This is a genomic window from Streptomyces sp. NPDC032472, from assembly GCF_040636955.1.
In the GTDB taxonomy this organism is placed as follows: Bacteria; Actinomycetota; Actinomycetes; order Streptomycetales; family Streptomycetaceae; genus Streptomyces.
Genome location: NZ_JBEZVK010000008.1, coordinates 17249 through 32112, shown reverse-complemented (window position 1 = coordinate 32112; position 14864 = coordinate 17249). Strand labels below are relative to the sequence as shown.

15 protein-coding genes are annotated in these 14864 nt (G+C 71.7%); 7 read left to right on the top strand and 8 right to left on the bottom strand.

From position 1 onward, the window contains the following. Window positions 1–25 precede the first annotated feature (25 nt). Window positions 26–964 carry a GNAT family N-acetyltransferase gene (locus AB0F11_RS07095; RefSeq protein ID WP_362169280.1) on the top strand — a complete coding sequence of 313 codons (939 nt, stop codon included), beginning with the start codon at window positions 26–28 and terminating at the stop codon, window positions 962–964. A 57-nt stretch (window positions 965–1021) separates the two neighbouring features. Here the strand turns inward: AB0F11_RS07095 and AB0F11_RS07090 are convergent, their stop codons facing one another. Next, window positions 1022–1402: a VOC family protein gene (locus AB0F11_RS07090; RefSeq protein WP_362169278.1), complete on the bottom strand. Its 381-nt coding sequence runs from the start codon at window positions 1400–1402 to the stop codon at window positions 1022–1024. Between the two features lie 109 nt (window positions 1403–1511). Here AB0F11_RS07090 and AB0F11_RS07085 point away from each other — a divergent pair, with 109 nt between their 5' ends. Together AB0F11_RS07085 and AB0F11_RS07080 are read left to right on the top strand one after the other, a co-directional pair. Then, window positions 1512–2276, top strand: a complete 765-nt coding sequence (locus tag AB0F11_RS07085) for a hypothetical protein (protein ID WP_362169277.1) — start codon at window positions 1512–1514, stop codon at window positions 2274–2276. A gap of 408 nt (window positions 2277–2684) precedes the next feature. Next, window positions 2685–4439 (top strand): serine/threonine-protein kinase, encoded by a 1755-nt coding sequence (locus tag AB0F11_RS07080; RefSeq protein WP_362169275.1) that lies wholly within the window; start codon window positions 2685–2687, stop codon window positions 4437–4439. A gap of 22 nt (window positions 4440–4461) precedes the next feature. Here the strand turns inward: AB0F11_RS07080 and AB0F11_RS07075 are convergent, their stop codons facing one another. Continuing rightward, entirely contained in the window at window positions 4462–5598 is a 1137-nt protein-coding gene (locus tag AB0F11_RS07075; RefSeq protein ID WP_362169273.1) for an NAD(P)/FAD-dependent oxidoreductase, read from the bottom strand. 87 nt (window positions 5599–5685) lie between these two features. Here AB0F11_RS07075 and AB0F11_RS07070 point away from each other — a divergent pair, with 87 nt between their 5' ends. Then, entirely contained in the window at window positions 5686–6381 is a 696-nt protein-coding gene (locus AB0F11_RS07070) for a TetR/AcrR family transcriptional regulator (protein ID WP_362169271.1), read from the top strand. Between the two features lie 20 nt (window positions 6382–6401). Here AB0F11_RS07070 and AB0F11_RS07065 read toward each other — a convergent pair whose 3' ends face one another. The 3 genes from AB0F11_RS07065 to pyrF form a co-directional block, all read right to left on the bottom strand. Beyond that, window positions 6402–7232: a DUF2182 domain-containing protein gene (locus tag AB0F11_RS07065; RefSeq protein ID WP_362169269.1), complete on the bottom strand. Its 831-nt coding sequence runs from the start codon at window positions 7230–7232 to the stop codon at window positions 6402–6404. Window positions 7233–7511: 279 nt separating this feature from the next. Further along, window positions 7512–7928, bottom strand: a complete 417-nt coding sequence (locus AB0F11_RS07060) for a PPOX class F420-dependent oxidoreductase (protein ID WP_362169267.1) — start codon at window positions 7926–7928, stop codon at window positions 7512–7514. A gap of 48 nt (window positions 7929–7976) precedes the next feature. Further along, window positions 7977–8678 (bottom strand): orotidine-5'-phosphate decarboxylase, encoded by a 702-nt coding sequence (gene pyrF / locus AB0F11_RS07055; RefSeq protein WP_362169265.1) that lies wholly within the window; start codon window positions 8676–8678, stop codon window positions 7977–7979. Window positions 8679–8959: 281 nt separating this feature from the next. Here pyrF and AB0F11_RS07050 point away from each other — a divergent pair, with 281 nt between their 5' ends. Beyond that, a complete protein-coding gene (locus AB0F11_RS07050) occupies window positions 8960–10366 on the top strand; it encodes a Yip1 family protein (RefSeq protein WP_362169263.1) in 1407 nt (468 codons plus the stop codon). Here the strand turns inward: AB0F11_RS07050 and AB0F11_RS07045 are convergent. Together AB0F11_RS07045 and AB0F11_RS07040 are read right to left on the bottom strand one after the other, a co-directional pair. Then, window positions 10363–11583: a DUF1266 domain-containing protein gene (locus tag AB0F11_RS07045; RefSeq protein WP_362169261.1), complete on the bottom strand. Its 1221-nt coding sequence runs from the start codon at window positions 11581–11583 to the stop codon at window positions 10363–10365. The two genes, AB0F11_RS07050 and AB0F11_RS07045, sit on opposite strands and share 4 nt — an antisense overlap. A gap of 11 nt (window positions 11584–11594) precedes the next feature. Continuing rightward, a complete protein-coding gene (locus AB0F11_RS07040) occupies window positions 11595–11999 on the bottom strand; it encodes an ATP-binding protein (protein WP_362169259.1) in 405 nt (134 codons plus the stop codon). A 198-nt stretch (window positions 12000–12197) separates the two neighbouring features. Here AB0F11_RS07040 and AB0F11_RS07035 point away from each other — a divergent pair, with 198 nt between their 5' ends. Both AB0F11_RS07035 and AB0F11_RS07030 read left to right on the top strand, forming a co-directional pair. Further along, the gene (locus AB0F11_RS07035; protein WP_362169496.1) at window positions 12198–13100 is read left to right on the top strand and encodes a helix-turn-helix transcriptional regulator; all 903 of its coding nucleotides are present in this window, start codon (window positions 12198–12200) and stop codon (window positions 13098–13100) included. After that, on the top strand, window positions 13097–13285 hold the full coding sequence (locus AB0F11_RS07030; RefSeq protein WP_362169257.1) for a DUF397 domain-containing protein: 189 nt from the start codon (window positions 13097–13099) through the stop codon (window positions 13283–13285). Before AB0F11_RS07035 ends, AB0F11_RS07030 begins: the two co-directional genes overlap by 4 nt. On the opposite strand, the gene AB0F11_RS07025 is transcribed toward AB0F11_RS07030, so the two are convergent. Then, complete coding sequence (locus tag AB0F11_RS07025; protein WP_362169255.1) at window positions 13278–14462, bottom strand: elongation factor Tu; 1185 nt, start codon at window positions 14460–14462, stop codon at window positions 13278–13280. The two genes, AB0F11_RS07030 and AB0F11_RS07025, sit on opposite strands and share 8 nt — an antisense overlap. Between the last annotated feature and the right edge of the window lie 402 nt (window positions 14463–14864).

Sequence of the window (14864 nt, the reverse complement as noted above, 5' to 3'; positions counted from 1 at the left end):
GGCCGTCGCTGCTGATCATGGGCGGATGCGCTTCCGTCCCGCCACCGCAGATCCAGCCGACCTCGACCGCGCCGTCGCCTACCCGGCCGAAGCCGACGGCCCCGTCGCCGCCCTGTCCCCCGAGAAGATCCGCGAGGAGCTCGCGGACGACCGGCTCCGCCCCGAGTGGACCTGGTTCGCCGAGGACGAGGACGGCGAGATCCTCGCCCGCGCCCTGTGGTGGGGCCGCGCCGACAGCGAGCGCCCGATCGCACTGGACTGCCTCCAGGTCCGCCCCTCGGTGGCCGACCCGGCGGCCCTCGCGGCCGGACTGCTGGCCGCCGGGCACGAGGCGTTCGGCTCGCTCCCGGAGTACAACATGTCCGTGCCCGGCGACTGGCAGGAGCGCCCCGAAGCCGTCGCGGCGGTCGCCTGGCGCCGGGAGGCCGCCCGGCGGGCGGGCCTGACCCGCGCGATCGAGCGCCTGCGCTACGAGTGGACCCCGGCCGCCGGCACCGCCGAGCCCACCGGCCGGCTGGTCTTCCGGGACGGCACGGACGAGGAGTACCTGCACGCCTTCGCCCGCTTGGCCGAGGGCAGCCTGGACCTGCACACGCAGAGCGAACTGCGCTCCATGGACGCCGAGCAGCTGGCCCGCGAGGACATGGAGTTCTACCTCGACTGCCCCGGCGAGCGCTCCTGGTGGCGCCTCGCGGAGCTGCCGGACGGCACCCTCGCGGGCCTGGCCGTCCCGTCGGCGACGCCGTACCACCGCAACGTCGGTTACCTGGGCGTCGTCCCGGAGCAGCGCGGCCGCGGCCTGATCGACGAGATCCTGGCCGAGATCACCCGCTTCCACGCCGCCGAGGGCGCCGACCGCATCACCGCCACCACCGACACCGTCAACACCCCGATGGCCGCCGCCTTCGCCCGTGCGGGCTACGAGGTCACGGAGATCCGGCTGATCATGGAGGCCGCCGCGTAGGGGCGGCGCGGGAGGCCCTGCGGCTGCCGGGCCGGGCCGGGCCGGGCCGCGCCGCCGTCAGCCCGGGTTCTCCTCCAGTACCGAGAGGATGTTGCCCGCCGGGTCCTTGAACCAGGCGATGGCGCCGCGGGACGGGTCGCGGGCGATGCCGCGGTCGTCCTGGTCGAAGCCCTCGTAGCGCTCGAAGGAGACACCGCGGGCGGACAGGTCGTCGACGGCCCGTTCGATGTCGTCCACGGGGAAGTTCAGCACGGTGAACGTCGCGGGCTCGTGGTTGTCCTTCGGATAGATCAGGACGCGGTGGCCGCCGCCGAGTTCGAGGACGAGCAGTTCGGCGTCCTCGGACACCCGCAGGCCCAGGGTGTCCTTGTAGAAGTCCTTCACGCTCTCGGTGCTGCCGACCGAGAAGCCGCTGAATGCCCTGCTGTCTCCCAGCATGGCCGTCTTCCTCTCCCGTCTCGCAGCCCCCACCTGATCCATCGTCCCGCCACGCTGCCCGGGCCGCATGCCGACGCGGTAGCCTCCCCGGCGGGGAAGGGGGGCCGGGGTGTCCATCGCCGCGCTGCAGGTGTATTCCGTCGAGGAGACCGGTGCCGAGGGCGGTGTGTGCCTCGTGCGGTGCATAGGCGGGGTCGCCCGGACCGGGCAGGTGTACGCCGCCGGGGACGCGCGGCTCGGGCTGCGGCGGATCGAGCGGTACGGGCGCCAGGTGGCCCTCTGCGGCGCCGGACACACGGCCCGGGTGCACCTGGCGGGGATCGCGGCCGGGCTGCTCGGGCGGGGGCAGGTGCTGAACGCCGTGCCGCCCGGCGGGCATGCGCTGGACGGGCTGGAGGCCTGGCTGGCCACCGATCCGCCGCTCGGCGACGAACCGCACCCGCTGACGCTCCAGGCCCTGGCCGCGGGCGGGATGCAGGACGCGGGGCTGCCCGAGGAGGTGCGGCTGCGCTGGGGCCGGGTGGCGCTGGCGGCCGCCGACCGCAAGGCCGCCTGGGCGGGCTCGGACCCGCTGGACCGCGCGGTCGAGCTGGCCGGCGTACGGGGCTACCTGATCCGGGAGTTCGGCGCGGGCCGGGGCGGCGACCCGGTGGCGCTCTGCCGGGAGCTGCTCGGCCTGATCCACCTGACCCCGGCGGAGGCGGCCCTGCAGGCGGGGGCCTGGCGGGAGCTGCCGCGGGCCCGGATCCGCCATCTGCGGCGCATCAAGCTGCTGTTGGACCGGATGGCCGCCGTGGCGCCGCGGCTGCCGGAGGGCGACCCGGTGGTGGAGGCCGTCCGGGCCTGGGCGGGTGTGCGGTCCCGTCTGCCCTGACCGTCCGTTCCCGTCCCGGGTGGTCCTCCCGCTGCGCGGAGCCGGTTCCCCACCCCGCCCCTTCCCGCTGTGTCCGATAGCGGCTTCGCCGCGGGCGGGTCCTGCGGCCCCGGGCCCCGCTCGCCTCAATCGCCGGCGCGGCTCAAAGATCGGGGCTCCGCCCCGGACCCCGCGCCTCAAACGCCGGCGGGGCTGAATTAGGCCCGCGCGGCGTTTGAGCGCACCGGGCGCGGAGCGGCCGGGTTTTTCAGCCTCGCCGGCGTTTGAGGCGAGCGGGGTCCGGGGCGGAGCCCGGTTTCGGGAAGGGGCGGGGCGGGGACGGGCTCCGCGCAGCGGCAAGGGGCACCCCGGCCCGTGCGGTGGACTTGGGCCGCATCTCCCGTGTGCCGCCCGGGCGGTTGCGGCATCATGGCCGTGGTCGGTGAACGGGGGGAACGGGTGTCGCTCCAGGGCGGGTTGCAGGGAGACGGCAATGGCGCCGCCGGCGGCGGGGCGGTGATCGGCGGGCGCTACCGCCTGGGCGAGCGCCTCGGCCGCGGCGGCATGGGCGTGGTCTGGCGGGCCACCGACGAGCTCCTCGGGCGGCCGGTCGCGGTCAAGGCCCTGTCCCTGGAGACCGGGGTCGATCCGGAGGGCGCCCTGCGCGAGGCGCGGGCCGTCGCCAAGATCAGGCACCCCCACGTGATCGTGGTCCACGACGTGGTGGAGCACGAGGGGCAGCTCGTCATCGTCATGGAGCTGGTCGACGGCGGCTCCCTCGCCGACCGGCTGGCCGGGCCCGGCGGCCCGATGGCCCCCGAGGAGGCGGCCGGGGTGGGCGTCGCCCTGATCGACGCACTGTCCGCGGCCCACGCCCGCAGGGTGCTGCACCGGGACGTGAAGCCGGCGAACGTGCTGCTGGACGCGGGCACGGGCCGGGTGGTGCTGACCGACTTCGGCATCGCGAGCCTGCCCGGGGCGCCGACCATCAGCGAGACCGGGGTCTTCGCGGGCACGCCCGAGTACTCCGCGCCCGAGCGGATCCAGGGCGGCGCCGGAGGCCCGGAGTCCGACCTGTGGTCGCTCGGGGCGCTGCTGTGCGCGGCGGTGACGGGCGAGTCGCCGTTCCGCCGGGATTCGATCGGGGCTGTCGCACACGCCGTCGTCTACGAGGAGATCCGGCCGTCGGCCCGGCTGGGGCCGCTGCTGCCGGTGGTGTCCGGGCTGCTGGAGCGGGACCCGCAGCGGCGGCTGGGGGCCGTGGAGGCACGCCGGATGCTGGCCGCGTGCGCGGCGGGTGGCGGCGTGGCGGACCAGGAGACGAGGGCCGCGGCCCCGGCGCCGCCGCCGCCCGGGTACACGCCGACCGCGCACGCAGCCCACCGGCCGACTGCCGGCGGCGGTGATGCCGGTGATGCCGGTGTCGTGGTTTCCGGCGGGCAGCCCCGGCCGCCTCGGCCCCGGCTGCGGGGTGCCCGGGTGGCGCTGGTGGTGGCGGGGGCCGTGGCCGCCTGCGCCGGTGCGGTGACGGCGGGGGTGCTGCTCGACGGGCGCTCCGCGGGCGGCCAGTCCGGCGCGGTCGGCTCCGCACCGGCCGTCCCCGGCCAGCCGGCCCCGACGACGCCCACGCCCACGCCGACGCCCAGCACCCCTCCCCCGTCGACGCCGCCGCCGTCCGCGCCGACGTCCCCCTCGGTGCCGCCGTCCTCGCCCGCCCCCGTACAGCCCGGGGGCGTACCGGCCGGCTTCGTGAAGGTCGACGACGAGCGCGGGTTCACGCTGAACGTCCCGGCGGGCTCCCAGCGTTCGACGGACGGCGAGCGGGTCTTCTACATCACCCCGGACGGCGCCGTCCGCGTCGGCATCCGGTTCGGCACGATCCCGCCCGGCGGGGCGCTGGGCTCGATGCGGGACTCCGATGCCCGCGGTCCGGCGAACAACCCCGGGTACCGCGACAACAAGGTCCGGGCGACGACCCGCAAGGGACTGCCCGCAGCCTTCTGGGAGTTCACCTGGAACGGCTTCGACCCGGCCGGCGAGGGCCCCCGGCACACGTACGACATCGCCTGGGAGCAGAACGGCCGGCTCTGGGACGTGTGGGTCTCGGCCCCGACGGGCCGGATGAAGGAGGCCCGCGGCATCCACGACACCGCGGTGGACTCCTTCTTCGCCTTCGACCACTGACCCAGGGTGCCGCCGGGGCCGGCTACCCGGCCAGGAACCCCACCAGCTGCTGCGCCGCATCGGGCGACTTGAGCACCTCGTGGATCCGGGCGGAGAAGCGTGCGGCCTCCTCGGCGCGCGGGAACATGGCGGTCTCGTAGCGCCGTACGGCGGCGTCGAGGTCGCCCGGGCCGGCGGCGATCGCGAGCCCGAGCTCGGCCCCGTCGAGCAGGGCCTCGTTGGCGCCGTTGCCGGCGGGCGGCATCAGGTGGGCGGCGTCGCCGAGCAGGGTGACGCCGGGTACGGGCGCCCAGGTCAGGCCGACCGGCAGGGCGCTGAGGGAGCGGGGCCAGACGGTGTCGTCGCAGGCGTCGATCAGCTCGGTGAGCTGCGGGGCCCAGCCGGCCCCGGCGTACAGCTCCCGCAGCCGGGCGCGGGCGCGGGCCGGGTCCCCGAAGGGGATGCCGAGGGAGGCGAGCCACTCCTCGTCCCGGCCGTGGAAGCTGAGGTAGATGCGCAGCCGGCCGTCGCCGTTCAGCTGGGCGGACAGGGAGCGGTCGGGGCCGTAGGCCCAGTAGTTGCCGCGGCCGACGCGGGCGGCGAGGTCGGGCCGGGTGCGGGCGAGGTCGGGGATGCCGAGCTCGATCACGACGGTGCCGAGGGGCACGGGCCGGGCGTCGGTGACGAGGGGGCGGACGCGGGAGTTGGCGCCGTCCGCGCCGACGAGGAGCTCGCAGGTGTCGGTGCCGCCGTCGGCGAGGTACAGGCGGTGCTCGCCCCCGCCGAGCGGCTCGGCGCGTACGAGGCCGCGGCCCCAGGCGACGGCCCCCGCGGGCAGGGAGTCCAGCAGCACGGCGCGCAGGTCGGCGCGGTCGACCTCGGGGCGCTCCAGCGGGGCGTCGTCGGCGGTGTCCTGCCGGAGCAGCACCGCCCCGGTGTGGTCGAGCAGGCGGAGGTCCTGGCCCTCGCGCCGGGCTATGCGCAGGAACTCCGCCTCCAGCCCGGCCTCGCGCAGGGCGCGCTGGCCGCCGCCCGGGGTGAGGTCGAGCATGCCGCCTTGGGTGCGGACGGTAGGGGAGGCCTCACGCTCGTACACGACGGCTTCGATGCCGTGCAGGTGCAGGACGCGTGCGAGGACCAGGCCGGCGGGGCCGGCTCCGACGATGGCGATAGGTGGCATGGGTGTGCCCTTCAGCCGGGATCGATACGCTGTATCGCGACGATACACTGTATCGATCTTGTGCAACGCCTGTAGGAGGACGACACCGTGACGCCGCTTGTCTGGGAACGGCCCGAGCCGTCGACGCGGTCGGCGCTGAGCCCGCTCAACCGGGACCGGATCGTGCGGGCGGCGATCGCCCTGGCCGACGCCGACGGGCTCCGGGCGGTGTCGCTGCGCAAGGTGGCGGCCGCCCTGGACGCGGGCCCGATGCGGCTCTACCGGTACGTGGACACCAAGGAGGAGCTGCTCGACCTGATGGTCGACGCGGTGTACGGGGAGGTCGACCTGCCGGCGGCCGGTGGCGACTGGCGGGCGGGCGTACGGTCTCTTGCGCATGGCATCAGGGAGGCGGCCCTGCGGCACGAGTGGTTCGCCGACCTGCTCGGCGGGCGCCCGCAGGTGGGGCCCGCGGCGCTGGCCCACCTGGAGGCGACGCTCGCCGCCCTGCGGTGCGCGCCCGGCATCGGCGAGGACCCCGCCGCCCTGATGCGGGCCCTGCAGGCGGTGAACGGCTACGTGCTCGGCGCGGTGCGGCACGAGGTGGTCGAGCTCCGCACGGAGCGGGAGAGCGGCCTCACGGACCGCCAGTGGCAGGAGACGGCCGGCCCGTACCTGATGCGCCTGTTCGAGGCGGGCCGTTACCCGACCCTGGCCCGCGTCGTCGCCGACGGTCCGCACGACGACCCCGCCGGGATGTTCGACGCAGGCCTGACCGTCCTCCTCGCGGGCCTGGCGGCCTGACCGGCCGCCTCGCCGGTTTCCTACGGTCGGAGCACGGACGACATCGGCATCGGCGACTGTGGTGGGGCCAGGCCCGGGAGCAGCCAGGGTTGGAAGGGGGCCAGTACCGCAAGCACGAAGAAGGCGATGCCGATGGCTGCCGAGAAGACGGGGCCCAGTCGCCACAGCTTTTCCACGAAGATCACCACGGCCACCGCGGCCATGGCCAGGACGTTCATGACGCCGAGCGGGATGAGGACGACCATCAGTCCCCAGCAGCAGCCGACGCAGTACGCCCCGTGGTGGGCCCCGACCCTCAGGTCCCGGACCACGGGCCGGAACCCGGCGTAGCGCACGAGCTGGCCCATGGGACTGCGGCAGTGCCGCAGGCAGAGGTTCTTCAGCGGGCTGAACTGGTACAGCCCGGCGATCAGGAAGGCGCCGGCACCGATCCAGCGCCCGGCGCCCGGGTGGTCGTCGACCACGGCCCCGGTCGCGGCGAGGAGCCCGTAGGCGATCAGGCCGAAGACCGTCCAGGCCAGGAGGTACCCGGCCACGAACTGGGTGGTACGGGCCGCGCGGACGGCTCCGGCCGACTGGCGGCCGATGGCCCGGGCCCAGGTGATGGCCACCGGGGCTACGGACGGGAACATCATGGCGATCATCATGATCAGCCACAGCAGCAGGAACAGCGGGATGCCCATGCCCATGGTTCCCGGTTCCACCCCCATGGCGCGGGCCTGGTCGGCGACCAGCACCCAGGCAATCAGCGCGATCAGCCCCATCAGGGACCAGGCGAACGCCAGCTGCCGGGCCGACAGCAGGTTTGCCGGACGCAAGGGTGGTGACAGGGCCTTCCGGTCGAGGCGCACGCTTCCAGCACACCACGGCGGGCGTGCGCGTGCGCGCGCGTGCGGAATTGCGGGGGTCGCCGACGACCTCTCGAGCTGGCGGGCCGTGGTTCCCGGCCGGGTCGAGGCGGGCGCGCAGGCCGGGCGGCGCCCCAGGATCCCGGCTCCGCCGGGTACCGGGCTCTGCCCGGAGCCGCGCCTCAAACGCCGGCGAGGCTGGTTTTGCCGGACCCCCTTGCAGGCGTCGGGGAGGCTGTGATGGCCCGGCCCACGTCACAGGCGTTGGCGGAGCCCAGTGGTTCAGCCGGTCTTGGTGGCGTTGCCGAGGATCTTGGTCGGGGTGATGCGGACGACGACGCGGACGTCCTCCGCCGGGGCGTCCCGGTACTCCTTGCCGCCGCCCGGCCCGAGATACTCCTCCGCGATCCGGACGGCAACGGCCCGGCCGGTGTCCTCGGTGACGGTGGCGGTGCCGCGGATCTCCGCGTAGAGGTACGGGTTCGCCAGGTCGAAGACGGTGACGCCGACGCGCGGGTCGGCCAGGATGTTCCGCGCCTTGCGCCGTCCCTCCTCCGTGGAGATGAGCAGCTCCCCGCCGTCCCGGGACACCCACACCACCGAACTCTGCGGGCTGCCGTCCGGGTTGAGCGTGGACAGCACCGCCGGGTGCGGGGCGTCGAGGAGCTTGCGTACGGCGTCGTTCAGCTCAACAGTCATGCGGCCGAGGCTAGTTGGCCGTGGTGCGGCCGGTACAGGAATTCGGCCCTACTCACCGAGGTCCGCCCGGACGCGCCGGAACGCGGCCGCCGGGTCCGCGGCGCGCGTGACGCCCCGGCCGACCACGACGTGGGAGGCCCCGGCGGCGACGGCGGCGCCCGGCGTCCCGGCACGGGCGTGCTCACCCGCAGACGTCCCGGCCAGCGCGACCCCCGGAGTGACGATCAGGGCCTCGGCGCCCAACACCTCCCGCAGCGCCGACGCCTCCTGCGGCGAGCCGACGACCCCGTGGCAGCCGGCCTCGCCGGCCAGCCGGGCCAGCCGGAGCACCTGCTCCTGCGTCGCGCCGCCGACGCCGATGGCGGCAAGGTCCGCGTCGGTCATGCTGGTGACCACGGTCAACGCCAGTACCCGCAGGCCCGGGAACTCCCGGGCGGCCTCGACCGCGGCGGACATGATGCCGACGCCGCCCATGGCGTGCACGGTCACCATCGAGACGCCAAGTGCCCCCGCGGCCCGCACCGCACCGGCGACCGAGTGGGGGATCTCGAAGAGCTTGAGGTCGAGGAAGACCTCCTTGCCCTGCGCTACGAGGTCCTCGACGACACCCGGCCCGGCCGCGGTCAGCAGCTCCAAGCCGACTTTGTAGAAACGGCAATCACCGCCCAGCCGCCCGACGATGTCGTCAGCGGCCGCACGGTTGTCGCAGTCCAGCGCGACGATGATCCGGCTGTTCGGCTTCGGCTCCACGCCGGCATTGTGCCGTCCGGTTAGGAGATGGGTTCGTCGTCGTACGAGCCGCCGCGGCTACAGGTCCGGTTGCTGAGTCGTGGTCGAAGCTTCCGCGACCGCGTCGTATGTCTGCACGGCCCCCTTATGCGCGGCCACTTGTACCGCGGCAGGTCACATGACGCCAAGGGCGGCCAAAAGCAGCGCCTCCATGAACCCTCCTGTGATGGTCTCGAAGCTACGTCGATCGGAGGCGGGGCGCTCCGGGAGCGCTCGGCGGCCTGCGGCAGCAGACTAGTGCTATGGCGAACACACCCGTGGTTGCCGTAAGTCGGCCAGATCTTCTCGGCTGGCGGCGTGTCACTATCGAAGATCGTGCCGCAGGCAAGGCCCGCTCCTACGAGGAGCTGAGGAAAATACTGCGCGGCGCCGGTCTGGCATCTGATCACAAGGTTGAGTGGGTCGGTGGAGGCAAGGAAGCCTGGCCGGATCGCACGTATATATGCCAAATCCTGGGCATTTTTATGGCGGTCTATTTCCTGGCGACGGCGTGTCTACTCATCAAGATCGGCGTAAAGGACGCCTTCGGTGCTCCCACGCTCCTCGATCGCGCGACAGGAGCCATCCTTATCCTCGCGGCCCTCCTGGAAATCGTTGCCGCAGGGGCCGCCGTCTACTACTGGAAGACGCGCAAAAGGGACTACTCGGGGGCGATCGTTCTGATCGGTAATTTGATCTCCCTCGCTGTCAGCTTGGTAGTGGTGCTCGCACAGTTCTGGCTCTGGGCGTACATGGACTATTTGCCACTGTGGATTGTCTTCATGTTGTGGTCGATTGTGGCTTTGGTGATCCTCGTCTACGAGGGGGTGTGGAGGGCGATCAAATATCCCAGGCGGATCGCGGTAGGGGCTGTGGCCTCCGCTCTCTTCGCCGTCGTTAATGCGGCATATTCGCAGATGTATCTCCCGTATACGGCGTCTCCTTTGGTGCAGAGTTCTGCAGCATTTGGAAAGCCGGTCCTGGGTGGGGGGGAGATGTATCTGCCCGTTCATCTGCGCGTGAAGAACGCGAGTCGGGTACCGGTGTACATAATCGGTAGCATCTACTGGATCCATGGCGGACTCGTAGGCGCTGGCCCACGGTGGCAATTGATCCACGACGGCGAGTTTGTGCAACCGCGGTCCCTGCAGCCCGGAGAAGAGCTATCGAATGACGAGCTCATCGAGCTCAAGAGGCCCGACTGGGGTAGGTATGAGGTGGTTCAGGTCAATGCCGAACTATGGATGCTCAGAATGGACAGGATGACGGTGTCCGGCGAATATTCATCTTCTGGGAGGAGTCTGACAAGTCTCAAAGCAGAGGGGAGGGACAGAGGCCCGAGGGGGCCGAATGAAGATTACTTTCGGTATCAAGCAGATATTTCAAGCAGTAATGAGATCCTAAACTTCGCTCGACGTCGAGAACGGCTGACCCTGTGGTATGCGCACCGCAAGGACTGGCCCTTCCTCTATATTGATGTGGGCCTACCAGGCGAGCGGATCGCCTTTGACCCCTTTAGGCCCAATGAGAACATGGAGGCGATAAAGAGGTACGGCTTGAAACGGGTGCGCAGCTCCATCGTGCTGAAGCCGTTCGCGGAGCTATTGGAGGGGGCCAAGGTCGAACCGTCGAAGGAACCACCGAAAGAAACCTCCACCCAAGCCCGCTAGCTCCAAGAAATGTTGAGCCAGGGACTCCCCGGGTCGGAGGCCAGGGCCTGGTGGGTGGCGACCATGTCGGTGTACCAGTGGCCGTACTCCTCCTCGTCGAACTGCAGGCACCGGCCCAGGATGAAGCCGGCCGAGAGGTCCTCCCACGAGCGGTACGCCAGCCGGCACATCCGTCCGGCCCGGACGACGGCGTCTTCGGTCTCCTCGATGGTGCCGAAGCGGGCGCCGAGGCCCCAGCGGGCCATCTGGGAGGCCCGCCCGTAGTCCCAGGCCTCCACCGAGCGCACGTACTTGCCCTCGCCGAGGATCCCGTCGGCCCGGAAGCGCTGCTCGTAGCGGGCGATCCGGCCGATGACCCGCTGCACGCCCGCTATCTCCCCCTCGATCTCCGCGGTCGAGCGCGGCCGGGCGACCGTCACCCCGTCCGGCGTGATGCGCGGTTCGGCGGCGCGCTCGGCGTTGGCCCGCAGGGTGGCCTCGGTGGCGTGCCGCCAGTGCTCGATGTCCACCGGCCCCGCGAACTCCTTGGCCAGCGCCACGCGGACCCGCAGCGTGAACTCCCATACGGAGCTCACCATGTCCGCCGCCAGCAGCCGCTCGGTCGACTCCAGCCACTGCTCGCGCGTGGTCACCCCCCACCACTCCCGGAGCTTTTCGCGCTCCTTGAGGTAGCCCTCCCCGTGGTAGCCGAGGGCGTTCCAGAACAGCCCGTTGCGTACGGACAGGTGCGCGCCGCAGGCCAGCCCGAAGGCGACCGGCCCGTGCAGGGGCCCGCCGACGTGCAGGGCGTGCACCGTGTCCTGCGGCAGGCCGTACTCGGTGGCCCGGTTCCAGTGGAACTTCCACACCTCCCGGTCCGCGGGCGTGGTGGGCAGGAACGCCTCGCAGGGCGTACCGGGATTGATCGCCAGGTACGGGGGGTCGCTCGGGTCGATGCGGTGGGCGAACCAGTTGAGGCTGTGCTTCGAGAACACCTGGTCCGCGGTGGGGACCGGGAGCACGCCTTCGGTGTAGGCCACGTAGGCGTGGGCGCGGGCTTGCGGGAACCAGACGGGCTGGAGGAACACGGACGTCGGGTTCGCGTCCTGGTACGCGCGGCCCTGCGGGACGAAGAGCCAGGCGCGGGCGAGGGCGTCGAAGTAGGCGGGCCAGTCGTTGCCCTGCTTGGCCTCGTACAGCTCGCGTTCTATCGCACTCGGCGCGATCCAGTTGCCCATGTGGCGAAAGACTAACGGGGGGCTCCGACGGTCAGCTCGGCCCATACGGTCTTGCCGACGATGCGGTCGGTGGCGCCCCAGCTCTGCGCGATCGCGCTCACGATCTGCAGGCCGCGGCCGTACCGCTCCTCGGGGGAGGGGTTGCGGGGTACGGGCCAGCGCTCGCCCTTCGGATCGGTGACCTCTACGCGGAGCACTGATCCGGTGAGGCGGACCTCGACCCGCAGGTACCGCTCGCGCAGCGCGCCGTGCAGGAGGGCGTTGGTGGTGAGCTCGCTGGTCAGCAGCGCGAGGTCCGCCGCCGCCTCGGGCTGCCCCCACGCCACCGCGAGCCAGGCCGATCGCCTCCGGGCCGCCGGCACCGAATCCTGCCGGGGTGGGTAGTTCTGTACGTCCCGCCGCATCGGCTCGTCCACCTGTACGCACCTCCGGTCGGGCGGTGGCTCTACCGCGCAGGGCAGCACGGTGCACTTCCGCCAACTGGTCGTTATCAGTGAGCAGTTCGTCACCGACCGTAGGGGTCCGCCTTGTGGCACGCAAGCTCTCTCGGAGATATCTATCCCCAGGGAGTAGTTGTGCCGAAGGAGTGGCGGCGGCAAGACTGCTTCCGGTACATGGAGGTGGTGCAAGTGGCGGCAGTCCAAACGTCGTTGGGGAACCGGGTATCCACGGTGCTGGCACGCCGGCTGGGTGGCGAACTGCTTCGCCTCCGCGATGCGGCGGGCCTGACGCAGCCGCAGGCGGCGCAGGTGCTCAGCGCCACGGCGGCGAAAATCGCCAAGATGGAGCGCGGCTGGGTCCCGTTCCGCGACCCGGACATCGTGGCCCTGTGCAAGCTTTACGGCCAGACCGACGAAGCCGCGGTCAACAGGTTGCTCGCGCTCGCCAAGCTGGACCGCGAGCGCCGCAAGGCCAAGGGTTGGTGGCAGCACTCACCCGACGCCGGTTTGATGGCGGAGTACATCGCGATGGAGGACGTTGCGACCAGAGTGCGAACCTGGCAGTTGTCGTTGATTCCCGGCCTGCTCCAGACGTCCGACTACACGCGTTCCCTGGCCGTGAGCGACGAGTACTGGCAGGATCCCGACGACATCGAGCGCCTCGTGGCGGTCCGGGGGAAGCGGCAGCACCGGCTGCGGAGCGAGGTCCCGCTGCAAGTTCACGCCGTGATCTGGGAGGCGGCATTGCGGCAGGAGGTCGGCGGCGCGAAGGTGATGGGAGCTCAGCTTGCCCACCTCCTGGAGCTGGCCGCGATGCCGAATGTGCACGTGCAGGTGCTGCCGTTCCGTGCGGGTGGACATCCGTGCATCGTCGGGCCGTTCAACGTTGTCTCGTTCGCCGAGGCGGAGGCGATCGACGTGGTTCACGTAGACGTCATTGGTTCTACCGTCTGGGTCGAGAGCGGTGAGGAGAGCGTTCAGTACCGCCGGTATTTCGACCGCACCGCCAGGATGAGCCTGGCCCCGCGCGACTCCATCGATCTGATCGACAGCATTCGCAAAGGCTTCCAGAGATGACCCGGTTCGAGTTCGTGAAGTCCAGCCGCAGCGCATCCAGCGGGGAATGCGTCGAGGTGGCCACAAACGTGGCGGGTACGGTCGCAGTCCGGGACAGCAAGCGGCCGACCGGGCCCGTCGTGGAGGTGGGGGATGCCGCCTGGGCGGTGTTCCTCCGGGTCGCGCGGAGCCGTACGGCTAGCTGATGATCCGGGCCACGCGCCCGAACGCGACCGTCAGGCCGCTCTCCCGTACGGCGAACCGCTGGCCGCGCTCCAGGGCGATCGGGGACATCAGCTCGATCCGGACGGTGGCGTTGCTGCCCGGCTGGAGCTCCTCGGCCTCGAAGTCCAGGGCGCCGGTCACGTCCGCCGTGTGGAAGAAGAACTGCGGGCGGTAGCCCCTGGAGACGGGGGTGTGCCGGCCGCCCTCCTCCTGCGACAGGAAGTGGACCTGGGCCTCGAACACCTGGTGCGGGGTGACCGAGCCGGGCTCGGCGAGGACCTGGCCGTGGACCACCTCGTCCGGCCCGACCCCGCGCAGCAGCAGCCCGACCTCCTCGCCGGCCCGCCCCTCGCGGGCGGTCTTGCGGAAGATCTCGATGCCGGCCACGGTCGCCGTCCGGGTGGGGCCGAGACCCACCACGGAGACCGTGTCGTCGACCTTCACCATGCCCCGCTCGATCTTGCCGGTGACGACCGTCCCCTCCGCGTCCCGCGCGTGCGCGCTCTCCACCGGCATGGAGAACGGCTGGTCCACGGCGCGCCGGGGGAGCGGGAGGCCGGTCTCCATCTCCTTCAGGAGGTCGGACACGCTCTCGCGCCACCGCTCGTTGCCTTCCAGCGCGCCGAGGGCCGAAACGGGCACCACCGGGATGCCTTCGCCCGGGTAGCCGTTGTCGTTCAGCAGGTCGCGTACGGCGGCTTCGACCCGGGCGAGGGCCTGGTCGTCCTCGACGAGGTCGCACTTGGTGAGCGCCACCACCACGGACGGCACGCCCACCCGGCTCGCCAGCAGCACGTGTTCCCTCGTCTGCTCCTGCACGCCCTCGGGGGCGGAGACCACCAGGATCGCGGCGTCCATCTGGACGGTGCCGATGATCATGTTCCGGATGAAGTCGACGTGCCCCGGGCAGTCCAGGTGGGCGTAGTGGCGCTCCTCGGTCTGGTACTCGACGTGCGCCACGTCGGAGCTGCTGCGGCGGGCCCGTTCGTCCGGGGACTTGTCGATCTCCTCGACCGTGTGGGCGCGGTTCACGGCCGGGTTCCGGTCGTGGAGCAGATGGGTGATCGCCGCCGTCAAGGTGGACTTGCCGTGCTGGTGGTGACCGATGGTGCCGATGTTGATGTGGGGCTTGGTGCGCTGGTAGGCCTCGTCCGGCATAAGGGCTCCCGTCCACTCACCGTCTGTCACTGTTTCGCGTCGTCCTGTTGCACACGGTAAGCGTCGCGGGCGTGTCCTGGTCGGTCTGATGGGCCGTCCGTGGTGGTCGCACCACCATGCGCGGCTTTCACGGCGGTGGTCCCGTCACCATCTCCCCGTCCTCACCGCCCCGCACGGCAGTGGTCCACCGGATCGCCCCCCGAGGCCCGTGAGCATGCGGAAGGCCTCTGACCAGGCCAAGCGCCCTCACCGCAGTTCGTCAAATGATCATTCGGGCCGATTGGTCCGTTCGGGGCTGATGGTCGGCCGCGCATCCGGGCCCGAATGTGTGTGACGGCTCCACCTGGGCTTCGTACTACCCCCGGACGCAGGGTTGATGCGCTGGAGAAGGAAGCCGGGGGA